This is a genomic window from Streptomyces endocoffeicus, assembly GCF_016741935.1.
Lineage (GTDB): Bacteria > Actinomycetota > Actinomycetes > Streptomycetales > Streptomycetaceae > Streptomyces > Streptomyces endocoffeicus.
This window is the reverse complement of record NZ_JAERRG010000003.1, coordinates 291,117-307,445: the sequence shown is the minus strand read 5'-3', so window position 1 is coordinate 307,445 and position 16,329 is coordinate 291,117. Positions and strand designations below refer to the sequence as shown.

At 70.8% G+C, this 16,329-nt stretch carries 14 protein-coding genes; 8 read left to right on the top strand and 6 right to left on the bottom strand.

The window, feature by feature from the left end:
- Nucleotides 1–42 precede the first annotated feature (42 nt).
- The 3 genes from JK364_RS11490 (at nucleotide 43) to JK364_RS11480 (ending at nucleotide 2,689) form a co-directional block, all read left to right on the top strand.
- Nucleotides 43–729, top strand: coding sequence for a hypothetical protein (locus JK364_RS11490; protein WP_201850320.1), 687 nt, complete (start codon nucleotides 43–45; stop codon nucleotides 727–729).
- Between the two features lie 131 nt (nucleotides 730–860).
- Nucleotides 861–2,015, top strand: coding sequence for a sensor histidine kinase (locus tag JK364_RS11485; RefSeq protein WP_201850318.1), 1,155 nt, complete (start codon nucleotides 861–863; stop codon nucleotides 2,013–2,015).
- Nucleotides 2,012–2,689: a response regulator transcription factor gene (locus tag JK364_RS11480; RefSeq protein WP_201850316.1), complete on the top strand. Its 678-nt coding sequence runs from the start codon at nucleotides 2,012–2,014 to the stop codon at nucleotides 2,687–2,689. The genes JK364_RS11485 and JK364_RS11480 overlap by 4 nt, the downstream gene beginning before the upstream one ends.
- A 25-nt stretch (nucleotides 2,690–2,714) precedes the next feature.
- Here JK364_RS11480 and JK364_RS11475 read toward each other — a convergent pair whose 3' ends face one another.
- The 4 genes from JK364_RS11475 to JK364_RS11460 form a co-directional block, all read right to left on the bottom strand.
- Nucleotides 2,715–3,185 (bottom strand): MarR family winged helix-turn-helix transcriptional regulator, encoded by a 471-nt coding sequence (locus tag JK364_RS11475; protein WP_201850314.1) that lies wholly within the window; start codon nucleotides 3,183–3,185, stop codon nucleotides 2,715–2,717.
- Nucleotides 3,185–4,627: an MFS transporter gene (locus JK364_RS11470; protein ID WP_201850312.1), complete on the bottom strand. Its 1,443-nt coding sequence runs from the start codon at nucleotides 4,625–4,627 to the stop codon at nucleotides 3,185–3,187. Before JK364_RS11470 ends, JK364_RS11475 begins: the two co-directional genes overlap by 1 nt.
- An 84-nt stretch (nucleotides 4,628–4,711) precedes the next feature.
- Nucleotides 4,712–5,596 carry a hypothetical protein gene (locus JK364_RS11465; RefSeq protein WP_201850310.1) on the bottom strand — a complete coding sequence of 295 codons (885 nt, stop codon included), beginning with the start codon at nucleotides 5,594–5,596 and terminating at the stop codon, nucleotides 4,712–4,714.
- Between the two features lie 87 nt (nucleotides 5,597–5,683).
- Complete coding sequence (locus tag JK364_RS11460) at nucleotides 5,684–6,061, bottom strand: peptidase inhibitor family I36 protein (RefSeq protein ID WP_201850308.1); 378 nt, start codon at nucleotides 6,059–6,061, stop codon at nucleotides 5,684–5,686.
- Nucleotides 6,062–6,337: 276 nt separating this feature from the next.
- Here JK364_RS11460 and JK364_RS11455 point away from each other — a divergent pair, with 276 nt between their 5' ends.
- Nucleotides 6,338–7,276 carry an ArsR/SmtB family transcription factor gene (locus JK364_RS11455; protein ID WP_230991767.1) on the top strand — a complete coding sequence of 313 codons (939 nt, stop codon included), beginning with the start codon at nucleotides 6,338–6,340 and terminating at the stop codon, nucleotides 7,274–7,276.
- Here JK364_RS11455 and JK364_RS11450 read toward each other — a convergent pair.
- Nucleotides 7,273–7,455, bottom strand: a complete 183-nt coding sequence (locus JK364_RS11450; protein ID WP_201850304.1) for a hypothetical protein — start codon at nucleotides 7,453–7,455, stop codon at nucleotides 7,273–7,275. The genes JK364_RS11455 and JK364_RS11450 overlap by 4 nt on opposite strands.
- A 239-nt stretch (nucleotides 7,456–7,694) precedes the next feature.
- Here JK364_RS11450 and JK364_RS11445 point away from each other — a divergent pair, with 239 nt between their 5' ends.
- Nucleotides 7,695–8,552: a maleylpyruvate isomerase family mycothiol-dependent enzyme gene (locus tag JK364_RS11445; protein ID WP_201850302.1), complete on the top strand. Its 858-nt coding sequence runs from the start codon at nucleotides 7,695–7,697 to the stop codon at nucleotides 8,550–8,552.
- A gap of 141 nt (nucleotides 8,553–8,693) precedes the next feature.
- Here the strand turns inward: JK364_RS11445 and JK364_RS11440 are convergent, their stop codons facing one another.
- Entirely contained in the window at nucleotides 8,694–9,698 is a 1,005-nt protein-coding gene (locus tag JK364_RS11440) for a LacI family DNA-binding transcriptional regulator (RefSeq protein ID WP_201850300.1), read from the bottom strand.
- Nucleotides 9,699–9,926: 228 nt separating this feature from the next.
- On the opposite strand from JK364_RS11440, the gene JK364_RS11435 reads away from it, so the two are divergent.
- From JK364_RS11435 to JK364_RS11425, 3 genes are all read left to right on the top strand, one after another.
- Nucleotides 9,927–12,947 (top strand): alpha-L-fucosidase, encoded by a 3,021-nt coding sequence (locus JK364_RS11435; protein ID WP_230991766.1) that lies wholly within the window; start codon nucleotides 9,927–9,929, stop codon nucleotides 12,945–12,947.
- Between the two features lie 22 nt (nucleotides 12,948–12,969).
- The gene (locus tag JK364_RS11430) at nucleotides 12,970–14,457 is read left to right on the top strand and encodes a glycoside hydrolase family 28 protein (RefSeq protein WP_201850298.1); all 1,488 of its coding nucleotides are present in this window, start codon (nucleotides 12,970–12,972) and stop codon (nucleotides 14,455–14,457) included.
- A gap of 157 nt (nucleotides 14,458–14,614) precedes the next feature.
- On the top strand, nucleotides 14,615–16,276 hold the full coding sequence (locus JK364_RS11425) for an alpha/beta hydrolase (protein ID WP_201850296.1): 1,662 nt from the start codon (nucleotides 14,615–14,617) through the stop codon (nucleotides 16,274–16,276).
- Nucleotides 16,277–16,329 lie beyond the last annotated feature (53 nt).

The window sequence follows — 16,329 nt, the reverse complement described above, 5'->3', positions numbered from 1 at the left end:
ACAGGCGTACGCAACCGAAGCGTGGCCGACGGGAGTCTTCCAGTGAACGTGCTGCAAGTGCTGGCCGCGATCGCCGTCGTGATCTTCGTCATCGCACGTCAGCTACGCGGCGAGCCGCTGCGCGGCAAGCGGCTGATCCTGCTTCCCGCGATCCTCGCCGTCATCGGCTTCACCAGCCTCGGCAAGGGTGGCCGCCACCTCACCACGCCCGATCTCGCATGCCTCGTCATCAGCGCGGTGATCGCGGCCGGAATCGGCACCGCCCAGGGAGCGCTGCTGCGGTTGGAGCCGCGCGACGGGGTGCTGTGGGCGCGGATGCCGGTGTACGGGCTGTGGCTGTGGCTCGCGCTGGTGGTCTCGCGGGTCGTGATGACGGTCGTAGCCGTGGCGCTGCACGCCCCCGTGGCGGGCTCCACGGCGCCCATCCTGCTGCTGCTCGGCCTCAACCGGCTCGGCCAGGCCGCCGTCGTCACACCGCGCGCCCTCGCCTCCGGTGTGCCGTTCGCCCCGGAGAAGGACGGCCGCCCCTTCGATGTGCGGGGTGCGCTGGCGGGGCTGCTGGGCGGGTCGGGCGCCCCGCCGCCCGGCGCGGAGCGGCCCGCGCGGCGGCCCCGGCCCACGGAGTATCCCGGTCCCACGGAGCATCCCGATCCCACGGCGTCGTACGACCGGTCGGCGGGTGACGGCCTGCGCGACCCGGGCCGCCGGGGCCGCCGGGGACGGCGATGACCGAACGGCGCCCGGCGGGCAACGCGCGCACGGCATCCACCCGAGCCGGCGAGGGAGCGGCGTCCTCGGCCCATGACGCGGTACCCCCCGGCGCCGCGGCCGAGCGGTCTTCGGGTCGCTATCCTGCATCCGTGCTGCGTACGGTGTCATGGCTGATGCGGGCCGGCGCGTACGCGTTCATCGGCCTGCACACCTTCACGGGCCCTCCGGCCGGGGCCGGGGCGGTGACCCTGGCCGTCGTCACGTACGCGCTGGGCGGCCTGGCGCTGCTGCCGTGGGAGCTCACCCACACCCTCGGCGGCGAGGCCGCGAGGCGCGCGCCGCGGATGCGGGTCCTGCTCGGTGTCGCCGCCGCCCTCTCCGGCTACGCCAGCGCCTTCCCGCACGCCGGAGCACTCATCGGCCTCTCGCTGATGGCCGTCATGCACCTGGGCACCGAGCTGAGCCTCCCGGTGGGCTGGGCCGTGGCGGGCTGCACGGTGGTGGCCCTGGAGACCGGGGTCCTGGTCGCCGGGGCGAGCCGCGGGTTCGCACTGGGCTATCCGATGCTGGTGGCCCTGGTCCTGGTCGCGAGCCACAACCGGCGCGCCTACCGGATACGCGCCGAGCAATCGGCCGCCATGCTCGCCCAGAGCGAGCTGCTCCGCGCGGAGCAGCGCCGGGTGGCCGTACTGGACGAACGCACCCGGATCGCCCGCGAGATCCATGACGTACTGGCCCATTCGCTCGGCGCCCTGAGCATCCAGATCCAGGCCGCGAGCGCCCTGTTGACGGATCACCGGGACATCGACCGGGCCGTCGCCGTGCTCGACGGAGCGAGGCGGCTGACCGTCGACGGGCTCGCCGAGACCCGCCGCGCGGTGCACGCCCTGCGCTCCGACCTCGCGCCGCTCGACGAGGAACTGGCCACGATGGCGGACACCCACCGGCAGCGGCACGGCGTTCCGGTCCGGCTCAGGGTCGAGGGCGAGCCCTCCCCGCTCCCGGCCGACCAGGCGCTCCCCCTCTTCCGTACCGCGCAGGAAGCCCTGACCAACGCCGCCAAACACGCCCCCGCCCAGCCGGTGGAGGTCACCCTGACCTATGAGGACGAACACGTGACGCTCACCGTCGGCAACCCGCTCGACGCACCACCCCCATCCCCTCGGCAACCACCCGCGTTCGCCACGGTCGACGGCGGCTACGGCCTCACCGGGATGCGCGAACGCCTCCTGCTGCTGGGCGGAACACTCGACGCGGGCATACGGAACGGACAGTGGCGGGTCCGGGCCGAGGTGCCGCGATGAGCACCCAGGACACCCGGCCGCTGCGGATCGTGGTCGCCGACGACCAGGCCAGCGTCCGGGAGGGGCTGGTCCTCATGCTCGACCTGCTGCCGGACATCGACGTCGTCGGTTCCGCGGCCAACGGACAACAGGCACTCGACCAGGTCGCCGCGCACCACCCGGACGCGATCCTGCTCGACCTGCACATGCCGGTGCTCGACGGCACCGAGGCCACCCGCCGGCTCACCGCCGAGCACCCCGAGGTCGCCGTCGTCGTCCTGACCACCTACGCCGACGACACCTCCGTCCTGGAGACGCTCCGGGCCGGGGCGCGCGCCTACCTCACCAAGGACGCGGACCGCCGCCACATCGCCCGTACCCTGCACAGCGCCGTCGCGGGACTCTCCGTCCTCGACCCCAGGGTCCAGGCCACCCTGCTCGCCGCGGCAAGCGCTCCCACCGCCCCGCCCCCGGGGCCCGACGCCGCCGGCCGGCCGCTCCCGGACGGCCTCACCCGTCGTGAAGCGGAGATCCTCACACTGATGGCCCGCGGTATGACCAACGCGGAGATCGCCACCGCCCTCTTCCTGAGCGGCAACACCGTGAAGACCCACATCAACCGGGTCTTCACCAAGACCGGCTCCCGCGACCGCGTCGCGGCCACCCACTACGCCCGCGACCACGGCCTGGACTGACACAGAGCCACCAGACGCCGTTGGCTCATTTCAGAAGCTTGGCCACCACGCGGTCGAGCGCCTGGATGTCCTCGAGCGGCAGGGCGAGCAGCGCGTCGGGTGGGGTGGTGAGGATCGCGATGGCGCGGGCGGCCAGCGCCTGGCCGTCCTCGGTGAGATGGACCAGCTTGGACCGGCGGTCGGCCGGGTTGGTGATGCGTTCGGCGAGGCCGCGCCGTACGAGATCGTCGACGATGACTGAGGTGTAGGGCGGGTCGGCGGTCAGCCGCTCGGCCAGTTCGCGAAGGGTGATCGGACCGGCGGCGAGGCGGCGCAACGCCCTGACGCGGCTGAAGCTCATGCCGAGGCTCTCCGCGACCGCCTTGCGGCGGTTGTGACGCTCCATCAGGAGCGTGTTCAGCCCCTGCCAGGCCCGGGCGGCCGTCCTGACGGTCTCGTCGTCCCGCTCGTCCCGCTCGTCCCCCTCGTGCGGCTCGTTCTCATGTGGGCGCTCCATCAGACGTTCACTGTCTCCTTGGTCTCCTCGGCGGCGAGCCGCTTCGCCGTGCGCTGGGCCGTTGCCCGCGCCCAACGGCCGGAAGTGAGCGTACCCATGACCAGCACCGCTGCGCCGCAGCCGGCGATGATCCACCATGCCGTGCGTGCCGCGTCCGTGAAGGCCGCCGCGTCCGCGTGCACTCCCCCGGCCATGAGGGCACCGATGACGGCCACGCCGAGGGACTGGCCGGTCTGCCGGCTGGTGGAGGCCACCGCGGCCGCGACACCGGCCTGCGAACGGGGCATCCCCGAGACGGCGGTATTGGTGATGGGCGCGTTGACCAGCCCGAAGCCGGTGCCGAAGAGCAGATACGCGATGACCAGCAGGGACACCGGAAGGTGCTCGGAGTAGGTGAGCGCCTGGAGCACGGCGCTCGCGCAGAACGCCGTCCCGGCGAGCAGCAGCGGAGTACGCGGCCCCCGCGAGGCCACCATGCGGCCGGACACGGGCGCGGTCAGCAGCGCCATGACCGCCATGGGCAGCATGAACAGCCCGGCGTGCAGCGGATCGAGCCGCCGCACATCCTGGAGGTACAGGGAGCTGACGAACAGGAAACCGCCCAGACCGGCGAACGCGGCCACCGCGATCACGGTGGCGCCCGAGAACGGCGCGGAACGGAAGAACCGCAGGTCGATCAGCGGATCGGTGCGCCTCGGTTCGTACCACAGCAGCCCCAGCAGCGCGCACAGCGCCGCGGCCGTACACCCGGCGACGACGGGAGAGGTCCAGCCCAGGTTCGGCGACTCGATGATCGCGTACGTCAGCGCGACGAGCAGCACGATGACGAGCGCCTGCCCGACCGGGTCCACTCGGCGAGCCCGCGGCGCCCGGGACTCCGGCACATACCTGCGGGTCAGGAAGAGCGCGGCGAGGCCGATGGGCACGTTGAGCCAGAAGATCGCGCGCCAGCCGGCCGACTCCACCAGCGCACCCCCGATGATCGGCCCGGCGGCCATGCTGATGCCCACGACACCACTCCACACACCGATGGCGCGGGCCCGTTCCCGCGGGTCCGTGAAGGTGTTGCTGATGATCGACATCGCGACGGGGTTCAGCATCGACCCCCCGACCGCCTGAAGCATCCGCGCGACGATCAGCCAGCCGAGCCCGGGAGCCAGGCTGCACAGCAGCGAGGCCGCGGTGAAGATCACCAGCCCGGCCTGAAACGTGCGGCGACGGCCCACCCGGTCGGCGGTCGAGCCGGAGAGCATCAACAGGCTCGCCAGCACCAGCGTGTAGGCGTCGACCGTCCATTGCAGCCCGGACACCGACGTGTGCAGGTCGCGCTGGATGGAGGGCAGGGCGACGTTCAGGATCGTGTTGTCGAGACTGACGATCAGCAGGCTCATGCAGCAGATGGCCAGTACGAGCCATCGTCGCCGAGGAGCGGGATCCGGCATGAAGGACCTCCGTTTAATTGTGTTGTCGTAATCATTATACAGACACAACTAAACGGGTCCGGGCCGGCTCCGGCACCGCGGAGGTCATTCCGTTGTGCTGCCGAGCCGGCGCGCCGTCGCCAACGCCTCAGCCCGCAGCGTCTTCAGCTCTCCGAGATCGTGCTGGTGGCCTCGGACGGCCGACCGCTCCACATCGTCCTGCGCGGCGCGGATCGCGGGCTCGACGCGCGCCCGCTTCTGGCAGGCGACATCCCTGGCCGCCTGGTCCAGGAGCGCGTTGAACTCGGCCTCGCCGTCGGCTCGGTCCGAGGCCTCTCGTTCCATGCGGCGGACCGCGTTGGGCCGTACGCCCTCCAGCGTGGTCACCGAGTAGCCGGCCCGTCGCATGCACGTGGCCCATGTGTGCTGCGTGGCGTTGACGCGCGGGTCGCGGTTCACCCGGGCGACAATCTTGGCGGCAAGGGTCTCCTCGCTGTAGAGCAATCGCTTCCAATCCTCCCCGTACAGCTCGGTCTGGGCCTGGTAGAAGCACCCGTCGGTACGGACCACGAGTTCGCCGCCCCCTGCCAAGGGGATGGTCTTCCGACTGGTCTCGGTCCCGAACAGGGCGTCGCGCTCACGGTCCGTCAGTCGCGGGTCCGACGGGACCGGGACCGCCCCACGGAGTCCATAGCCCCGTGCCGCGACCTCCGCACTGTCCAGCAAGCCGTACGGGTTCGGCGGGCTCGATGGCATCTCCGCCGTCGCGGCGACGTGGAAGTCCATGCCGCGGTCCCGCATGCAGCGCCTCACCAGCACGTCCTCGGCGTGACGCAGCGACTGCCGCTGCGCCGGGGAAAGCTGCAGGTCGGCCAGGGGTTCGGGTGGCGGGATGGCCGCGGCCCGGTCCTTCCCGCTCCAGAAGCCTGTCAGGATCCACAGGCCGATCGCCGCCGTGACCATCAGCGCCACGGCCGGCAGAGAGCGCACACGCCTGGATCGCCATCGCATCAGTTCGTCTGCTCCCCTACTGGGTCGGAGCCGTGCCCCCGGTCGAGGACCGGGGGCACGGGGCGGTCAGCCCGGGTTGCACCAGTGGTTGCTCTGAATACCCGTAGTGCGGTACTCGGGGATGTGATCGAGGTTGGGGTACCCATCACCCCGGCTCAGGGTGTGCATGACTCCGCTGTATCCCGGCTGGGACCACAGGTAGGCCGTGCAGCGCTCCCCGTTGTTGAAGATCGACTGGACATGCCGGAACTTCGAGTACTGCCGCAGGTCCGAGTTGTCGTCCTTCACCGGCCCCGCCCCTCCCCGGTAATTCGTTTGCGGGTAGGCGCACAGGTACTTACTCGCGCAGTCGCTCGGCGCTGCCTCCGCCTGGCCGACCGCACCCCCGACTGTCGCCAGCGAGGCCATCAGCCCCGCGGCCGCCAAAAGCACGCGCATCCTCATGACCGTCTCCTTCTCTCTCGGTGGCGCCGTCTCTTCAAGGGCGCCTGCACGGGCCCTGGGCCGACCGAGCCCTGAGCCGACCGGGCCCGGCGCCGGACCCGCATCCAGATTCCGCGTCCGCGGCCGTCACTTCGACCTGATTCGGCCTGGACCGAACCACCGTGCTCCCGGGAGACTCGCCCTGGTCCGTACAACGTGGGGTTCGGGGCGAGCGTGGTCTACCGCATTCACTTCACCGTTCAGGATCTGGCGCGCACGCGTGTCGCGGAGGCGCCAATGCCCCTTTCGGAGCTGGACCTCGCGGTGCGTGCGTTTCAGGACCGCGGTCGGCCGGTACGGCTTGATCCCTGGCGGCGTCAGGTCCTGCTCCGGTCGTCCGCACCGACCCGCATGGCCATGTCCCTCATCCCGCCCATCGGCTGGTCCCCCGGATTTCTCTGCCCCGTACGCGCCGGGAGCCCCGAGGAACTGCTGGAACAGGTGCGAGCCACCCCACCCGCGGTGATCCGCGCCGACCTGGCCGCCGTAGCCGAGCAGCAGACGCTGCCGAACTGGGCACGTCAACTCCCCGATGACGCGTCCCTGCGCAACGAGCTGTACGACGGACTCGGCCGGCTCTACGCCGACTTGATGGATCCCTTCTGGGAGCGCCTCAGCCGGCGGTTCACCGTGGACCGAACGGTGCGTACGCGCCAGCTGCTCACCGGCGGTGTCGAGTGCCTGCTCGCGCAGGCGAATCCCCAGTGGATGCGGTGGAAGCCCCCCGTGCTGGAAATCCGGATGCCCAACGGCGTCGACCACGATCTGCGCCTGGAAGGGCAGGGCATCGTGCTGGTGCCATCGGTGTTCGGGGTACGTTCCATCGTCGACAACAGCCCCCGGGAGCAACCCACCGTCACCTACCCCGTCCAGCAGGAACAGCCCCTCGATCGGCTGACCGCTTTCGCCCCCGAGTCCACTGCCCCCACCTCCGCGAGGGCCCTTGGGGCGCTGCTGGGCCGCACCCGGGCGGTCGTGCTGAGGGTGATCGCCGAGCATCCGGGCTGCTCCACCAAAGACCTCGCGTCCCTCACCGGCCTCGCGCCGGCGAGCGCGAGCGAACACGCCACCGTTCTGCGCGAGGCCGGATTGGTCATCACCCGTCGATACCGCAATACAGCGCTGCACAGCCTCACTGGACTCGGTATCTCTCTCCTGAACTCAGCAGGCGGCTAACAGCACTTGTTGTCGGGAAAGTGGTCGCCGGTCACGGCAAGCTGGTGGAGTACCCAGCTGATCGCCGTAGCGGACATTTCGGTGGGCTTTCCTTCCGCATAGGCGGGACCGCCCAGTTTCAAGGCCACTGCGAAGACGGCGACAATCGCTGCCAGAATGATGCGCTTGCCTGTGTTCACGGTACTCATTCCATTTCAGTCTGGGCACCTTCGACGGCCGCTCGGGCGGCCGTCGAAGGATTCTTCCAAGTGGCTCCTGACGTGCGTCGCCAAGAGCTGATGTCACCCAGTGCAGCGACCGGCGGGATTGATTACCAGCCCTCTCCGAGAGCCTGATCAATGGCCGCACATCGATTTCCCATGGCGCCCCGCACCTTTATTCGGTGGCCATCGAGTCATTGGGTCGGCAGGCTTCGGCCATGAACTCCCGACTCCATGGCCTGCCGAGCCATACCTGGCTCGGTACCCCGATTGACGCCCGCTCGCTGTTCGCTCCGGAGCACGCCGCACTGATGGCCACGCTGCGCGGCCTGACGCCCGGCGACTGGAGCCGAGAAGCGGTGCCGGGGTGGACCGTCCGCGATCTCGTCGCACACCTTCTGGGCGACTTCTACGGGCGCGTTTCCCGCGCCCGCGACGGTCACCGGGAAGGCCCGGCACTCGCAACGGGCGAAACGCTGGAGTCGTTCATCCACCGCGTCAACCAGGAGTGGGTGGGCGCCTTCTCCCGAGTGAGCCCGGCCGCGCTCACCGACACCCTCGAACTGGTGGGCGGGCAGGTGGCGGAGTTCTTCGAGGGCATCGACCCCGTTGCGCCGTCACTCGGCGTGTCCTGGGCCGGTGTCGACCCGGCACCGATGTGGCTGGACAGCGCGCGGGACTTCACCGAGTTCTGGACCCACCGCCAGCAGATCCGCCATGCGGCCGGACAGGCCACCGACGCCGATCCGCGGTTCTTGTCCGTGGTCATGGACACCTTCATGCGGGCTCTGCCACACACTCTGCGCGACATCGACGCACCGGCCGGCACGCAGGTCCAAGTGCACGTCGACGGCCCGGCCGGCGGCACCTGGACCGTGACGGCCACCGGGCCCCGCTGGTCGCTGGCACAACCGGACACGGCACGTCCCACCGCGCTCGTCCGCCTGGACGCGGAAACCGCCTGGCGCCTGTGCACCCGCGGCATCCAGCCGGACACCGCCCTCGCACGTGCCCATATCGACGGCGACCGCGAACTCGCCGAAGCCGCCTGCCAGATCGTGTCGATCATCTACTGACCGCGGCCACCGCACCGTCCGGCCGGCGCGATGGCGGTTGATGACGGCCGACAGCCCGGATCGTCACCGACCCGTCGGACAGGCCCCTCAGCCCGCCGTCCAACGACCTCGGCGCCGCGTTCCGTCAGCAGTACGATCACATCAGGAGGACGCGCGTACCACCAGGCGTGGCACGATCACCGTCTCCCCCGTCCCGGCGCCGGTCATCTGCGCGGCGACCTGCCGCACCGCGGCCCGGCCGAGGAGTTCCTTGTCGACCGTCAGGGTGGTCAGCGGCGGGTCCACGAGGCGGCTCAGCGTCAGCCCGTCGCAGCCGACGAACGCGCAGTCCTCCGGCACCCGCATTCCGCGGTCGCGGGCGCGGCGCATGGCGCCGATGGCGATGAGGTCGTTGTACGCGAGCACCGCCGTCGCCCCGAAGCCGCCGGCCAGCACGTCGTCCATGGCCGCCGCCCCGCCCTCGAGGGAGTTGACCGCCGGGAACACCCACCCCTCGTCGGCGGGCAGCCCGTGTTCGGCGGCGGCGCCGAGGAACAGTGAGTGGCGGGTGCCGTGGCCGCCGGCGTCCGGGCGGCCACGGTCGTCGAGCATCGCGATCCGCCGGTGGCCGCGCTCGACGAGATGGCCGACCGCGTGCCGCATACCGGTGGCGAAGTCGATCCGCCCGCCGTTCACGCTCGGTGGCCGGTGCTCGTTGTCGAGCAGGACGAAGGGCATACCGGAGCGGTGGATGAGTTCGATGGCGCCAGGGTCGAGCAGGAAGGCGACACACGCGTCCACGTGGTCCACGACGGTCCGCGCCACCGCGGTCTCGCGTTCCAGGGCGGAGCCGGTGCTGTAGACGGCGACCTGCCAGCCGCGCTCGTCTGCCGCCGCCAGCACACCGGAAACCACCTCGGGGAAGAAGGGGTTGAGCACATCCGCGATGACCAGACCCAGCGTGGTGAGCCGCGGGCCGACCATGCCACGGGCGAACCGACTGGGCCGGTATCCCATCGACTGGGCCACCCGCAGCACCCGCTGCCGGGTGGCGGGGTCGATCTCGGGCTTGTCGTTGACCGCGCGGGAGACCGTCTGCCGGGACACCCCGGCCGAGCGCGCCACATCCTCGATGGTGATGCGGCGCGGCCTGGCGCTCGTGGGCACGGACCCCACCCCTCTCCCCACCCTCGGACGTGGTACGACGTGGCACTCGGGACCGCTCACGGGGGTGATCCCCGAAGCGCTCCTCCTCGATAATCACCGCGGCGACGACAGGCGTCAACGGAACCCCACAGCGGAACACCCCAACCTCGCACACATATTGACACGGCGGCCGGGTGGGCCGGACAGTGCTCCGTGAACGCTCACGGGAACGTTCACGGAGGACAGGACATGCCCACGCCGAGGATCCCGCTCCGCCCCATCCACATCCCCGCAGCCCGCGCCGCCGGTGCTGCCCGTATCGCCCGCGCCGCCGGTGCTGCCCGCACCGCACGCGCCGCCCGCGCCACCCGCTCCCGGTGGCGCGCGCTGTGCGCGGCGGTCGTACTCGCCCTGGCCATCGGCCTGCTGGCCGCCCCCGCCCAGGCCGAGGTCCAGCACCCCCGGCAGGAGTGGCTGCGCCAGTCCACCGCCGGGCTCTTCCTGCACTGGGGCATGTTCACCAACCCCCAGCACCGCGACTGCGCCGAGTGGGAGCGCGATGTCACCGAGGGCGGCTGGAACGCCGACTACTGGGTGGACGAGGCGCGCAAGCTCGGCGCCTCGTACATCGTGCTCGCGACCTTCCACAGCAGGCTGGGCTACGCCCGCCCCTGGCCCTCGAAGGTCCCCGGCAGCTGTGCCACCGAGCGCGATCTGCTCGGCGAGCTCGTGGCCGCGGGCAAGGCCAAGGGTGTGCGCATCATCCTCTACATGACCGACGACCCGCAGTGGCACAACGAGTCGGGCACCGAGACGCTGGATTCGGCCGCCTACTCGAAGTACAAGGGCCGGGATGTCGACCTGACCACGCGTCGCGGCTTCGGCATGTACAGCTACGACCTGTTCCTCGAGGTCATGGAGAAATACCAGGACCTGTCGGGGTTCTGGATCGACAACGACAACGAGTACTGGGAGGAGAACGGGCTCTACGAGAAGATCCGCGAACGCCGGCCGGACTGGCTGCTGAGCAACAACAACGAAGACACGCCGATCATGGACACGGTCAGCAATGAGCAGAAGACCGGCATGACCCCGGCGTACGACTACCCCTCCGCCGTGACCGTCCCCATGCCCCGGCTGACCGAGGCCGACTACAAGCTTCCGACCACCGGCGACTGGTGGTACGACGGCGGGGACCACGAGGTCGACGCCCGGCTCAGCACCGGCCGTTACATCACCAACGCGGGCTCCTCCATCAAGTCGCTCATGGCCGAGACACCCATGGTGAACGGGAAACTCCCGCCCCAGCAGGAGGAGTTCAACGACTTCATGGGCAAGTGGGTCGAGCCCATCAAGGAGTCGGTGTACGGCGTCGAGGGCGGCGGCTACATGTACGGCGGGATGCGGCCCGGCTTCTGGAACGACGGCGCCCACGGCGTGGTCACCGTGGGCCGGGGCGAGAACGGCGACCGCACCCAGTATGTGCACGTGGTCACCCGGCCCCGCACCGACATGGTGCGGCTGGGCGACAACGGCTACACCGTGCGCCGGGTCACCGATCTGCGCACTGGTGAGGCGATGCGCTTCAGCCAGTCCGGTGGCCATCTGTCGATCCTCGGCATCCAGGACTGGGATCCGTACGACACCGTCTTCAAGGTCGAGACGGACGGCCGACGGCCCCTCTACCCGCAGTCCGGTGTCGGCGCCACCGCCACGTCCGCGCGTACCGGCCACCCGGCGGCCGACCTCGCCGACGGCGACTACGAGACCTACTGGGACAGCGACGGCGAGCTGCCCGTCTCCGTCACCCTCGACCTCGGCGCGCGCAAGCACGCCACATCGCTGGCGGTGAACCAGCGCGAGTGGTCCCCGACGCACGCCCGGTCGTCCTTCGGCCGCCCCGAGGACTCCGCGCGCATCAAGGACTACCGCGTCTACGCCAGCGGCGACGGCAAGCGCTGGACCCAGGTGCGCTCCGGCACACTGCCCAGTGCGCGCGGGGTGCGCACCATCGACATCGGCGACCGCACCGCCCGCTATCTGAAGCTGGAGGTGCGCAGCCTCTGGGGCGGCCCGCAGGCGCCCGAGTTCTACCACCAGCTGCGCATCGACGAGATCCAGGTGGCGTACGGCCGCTCGAAGACCACCCGCACCGCGCTGCCGCTGGAGGCCGAGGCACGGCAGAACCGGCCGACGGGCGCGGCCCACTCCGTGGCATGTGGCGCCTGCTCGGGCGGCCGGCGCGTGGACGGCCTCGGCGGCGGGTCGCGCAACTCCGTGACGTACCGCGATGTGCGCGCGCCCGAACAGGGCGACTACCGGCTCCAGTTGGACCACACGGCCGCGGCCGGCTCCGCCCTGTCGGTGAGTGTCAACGGCGCGGCACCGGTCGAGGTGCCCGTGGCCGCGGACAGTTCCGAGGTGCCGGAGAGCACGGCGGTGTCCGTGCCGCTCAAGGCCGGTGCCAATACGGTGAAGGTGTTCAGCACCGCCCGCCGTGGCCCCGGCCTGGACCGGATCGCGGTGGCCCCGCTGCCCCCGGCCTCGTACACCCCCAAGACCACGCTCACCGTACGGCCCCACGGTCTGCAGTGGGCCGGCCCCGGGCAGCGGTCCCTCACCGTCACGGCGACGCTCCGGCTGGACGACGACGAGCAGCTCGACAACGTCAGCCTCGCCCCCCGGCTGCCGGACGGCTGGACCGCGGACGGCGGGCCGGTCACGGCCCGGTCGCTGCGGCTCGGCCAGACGGTGCGGGGCACCTGGACCGTCACCTCCCCGCCCGGCCAGGACGCCGGGTCGGCGGACATCCCCGTCACGGCGGACTACGGGCTGCTCGGCCGGCAGAAGTCGGTGTCGGACCAGGTCCGGGTGCGGCCACTGCCCACCGGCCGGATATGGGCCCGTGAGGCGGAGGACTCGGCCAACCAGTTCGGCAGCACGGGCATCACCGGCTGCGGGCCCTGCTCCGGGGCCGAGAAGGTGCGCAACATCGGCGGCAGCGAGCAGGCGGCCATGGTGTTCCCCGATGTGGTCGTCCCCGACGGCGGAGAGCACACGCTGTACCTCGACTACACGGTCAACGGCACCCGCTCGTTCCAGGTGAGCGTCAACGGCGGCCCGGCGGCCAAGGTGACGGTGACCGACACCGGGAACACCACACCACGTACCACCTCCCTCCCCGTCACCCTGAAGCCCGGCGCCAACACCATCGAGATCTCCAACGACACCGAGTCCGCGCCCGATCTGGACCGGATCTCCGTCAGCTAGCGCGTTGCCAAGGAGGCAGGCCATGCACCCGAGTCCTTCCCGCCGCGCGGCGCTGCGCACCGGCGGTCTGCTGGCGGCGGGCGCGCTGCTCCCGCCGCTGTCCGCGGAGCAGGCGTACGCGGCCACTTCGCACACCGGAGTGGCCACTCCGCACACCGGCACGGCCACTCCGCACACCGGCGCGGCCGCCGCCTACACCGGGGCGTGGCGCGCGGTGCCGGGGATCCTGGCCCGGATCAGGCCGCCCGCCTTCCCCCGGCGTACGTTCAGGGTCACCGACTACGGCGCGGTCGGCGACGGGCGGACGATGAACACCGCGGCGTTCCGGGCCGCCATCGCCGCCTGCCACCGCGCGGGCGGCGGCCATGTCGTCGTCCCCGAGGGCCGCTTCCTCACCGGCGCGATCCATCTGCGCAGCCGGGTGGACCTGCATGTCGCCGAGGGCGCCACCATCGCCTTCAGCCCCGATCCGCGCGACTTCCTGCCGGTGGTGCTCACCCGTTGGGAGGGCACCGAGGCGTACAACTACTCGCCCTTCATCTACGCGTACGGTGAGCGGGACGTGGCGGTCACCGGCCGCGGCACGCTCGACGGGCAGGCGCGGCTCGGGCCGTGGGAGAGCTGGTACCGCGACAGCGGACCGCAGGGGGCCGACCAGAAGCTGCTGCGCGAGATGGGCTCCACGGGGGTGCCGGTGGCGCGGCGCGTCTTCGGCGACGGCCACCATCTGCGGCCGAAGATGGTGCAGTTCTACCGCTGCCGCAACGTCCTGGTCAGCGGACTGACCATCGTCGACCCGCCGATGTGGACCGTACATCCGGTGCTCTCCAGCAACGTCACCGTGCGCGACATCACCGTGGACAGCACGCTCTACAACACCGACGGCTGCGACCCCGAATGCTGCTCCGATGTGCTCATCACCGGCTGCCGGTTCAACACCAACGACGACTGTGTGGCCGTCAAGTCCGGCCGGGACGAGGACGGCCACCGGGTCGGCGTGCCGAGCAGGAACATCGTCGTGCGCGACTGCCGGTTCTCCGGCCGCTGGGGCGGGATGACGGTCGGCAGCGAGATGTCCGGCGGGGTGCGTGACATCTTCGCCGAGGACTGCGAGATCAACCCTCCGGACTTCCCCGGGCGTTACCCCGTGAAGTACGCGCTGTACGTCAAGGCGAACAAGAAGCGCGGCGGCTCCATCGACGGTGTGCACATCCGGAACTTCACCGGACAGGGCGTGGAGCGTGACATCGCCTTCGTGACCATGGACTACAACGGTGGCGAGGACGGCACACTGCCGGTGTCCGTGCGGAACATCCACCTGGACCGGATGGAGATCGACGGCGCCCAGACCGTGCTGCGGCTGGTCGGCCTGGAGACCGACCCGCTGCGCGGGGTGCACCTCTCCCGCTCCGCGTTCACCGGCATCCGCGGCCCCGACAGCATCGCCCACACCGAAGACCTGACCTTCCGACGGGTGTTCGTGAACGGCCAGGAGGTGCCCCGACCCTGAGCGGCACGCGGGTGGGCCGTACAACCAGGGGACCACGCACGGCCGTCATATCACTCCCAAGAGGGAGGGGAGTTGGGGACGCACGGCCGATGTTCCCCGGCGCACACCACCTGAATGATCGTTCCTGTCCCGACACACCACCGGAAGGAACGATTTCGTGCGTAGACGAGGTCTCGCGCCCCTGTTAGCCATCGGTGTCACGGCGACACTGGCTCCCGCGCTCGCCACCTCGACGGCCACCGCCGCCGAGGCCGGCCCCGCATCGACGTCCACCGCCACCGCGAGCGCCCTGGACCCGTACATCAAGCAGAAGCCGAAGTGGCAGCGGTGCGAGGCCGACAAACCGGCGGAGTACCAGTGCGCGACGATCAAGGTGCCGCTGGACTACCGGGCCCCCGGCGGCAAGCGGATCGACATGGCCATATCCCGGATCAAGACCACCACACCGGACAAGCGGCACGGCGTCCTGCTCGCCAACCCCGGTGGCCCCGGCGGGCCGGGGCTCGACATGCCGCTGCAGATGAAGGACATGCTGCCCGAGTCCGCACGGCAGAGTTACGACCTCATCGGCTTCGACCCGCGCGGGGTGGGCCGGAGCACGCCCGTCACCTGCGGCCTGACGCAGGAGGAGGAGGACTGGCTGCGGCCGTACAAGGAGGCGACGTTCGACAAGGACGTCGCCTGGGCGCGGGATGTCGCGCGCAAGTGCCGTGAGAAGTCGGGCGCCACGCTCAAGCACATCACCACGCGCAACACGGCGCGCGACATGGATCTGCTCCGGGCGGTCCTCGGCGAGAAGAAGCTCTCGTACTTCGGCTACTCGTACGGGACGTACCTCGGCGCGGTCTACACCCAGCTGTTCCCGAGCCGGGCCGACCGGGTGGTGGTGGACAGCGCTGTCGATCCGGCGCGCGCCTGGCGGAAGATGATCCAGTGGTGGGCGGAGGGTGCCGAGCCCGCGTTCGACCGGTGGACCGAGTGGGCCGCCACGCGTTCCGAGAAGTACGACCTCGGCGACACCCCGAAGAAGGTCGACCGGACGTTCTGGGACCTGGTCCAGCGGGCGAACGAGAAGCCCATCGAGATGGACGGGGAGAAGTACACCGGCGATGACGTCCGGAGCATGATGCGCGGTGCGGTCTTCAGCGTGCGGGAGGGCACCGAACTGGTCGTGGAGCTGAAGAAGGCCGCGGCCGGCAAGCCCGCCTCCGGGGAGAAGCTCCCGGATCCGGCCGGCACGCCACGCCTGGCCGCCGACTCCGCCGGCTCCGCCGAGTCCGCCGAGTCCGCCGAGTCCGCCGAGGTACCGAGCGACAACATGACCGCGAGCTTCTGGGCCGTGGTGTGCAACGACAACTCGGCAGCCTGGTCCCGCGACCCCGAGAGCTACCGGCGGGACGCCATCGAGGACAAGGGCCGCTACCCGCTCTACGGCGACTTCGCGTCCAGCATCAAGCCCTGCGCGTTCTGGGACAGGTCGGTCGAGCGGGCCACCGTCGTGAACAACAAGGTCGGCTCGCTGGTCGTGCAGAACGAGTGGGACTCCCAGACCCCGCTGCCGAGCGGTCAGGCCCTGCACGCCGACCTGAAGGGCTCGAGGATGCTGACGGTCCTCGGCGGCGAGGGCCACGGCGTCTACCCGAGCGGCAACGCGTGCACGGACGGCACGGTGGCGGGCTACCTGACCACCGGCAAGCTGCCGGCGAAGGACGTGACCTGCGAGGCGACGGGCGACTCCAACGGCGGCGCCCAGAAGGACCGGAAGCGGGACATCCGTCCCGGGGCCCCGCTTCCGCAGCGCTCCCCGGACCGCTTCTGACGGCCGGTAGCTGACGCACAGGGGACGGGGCGGAACCTCCGGCGGGTTCCGCC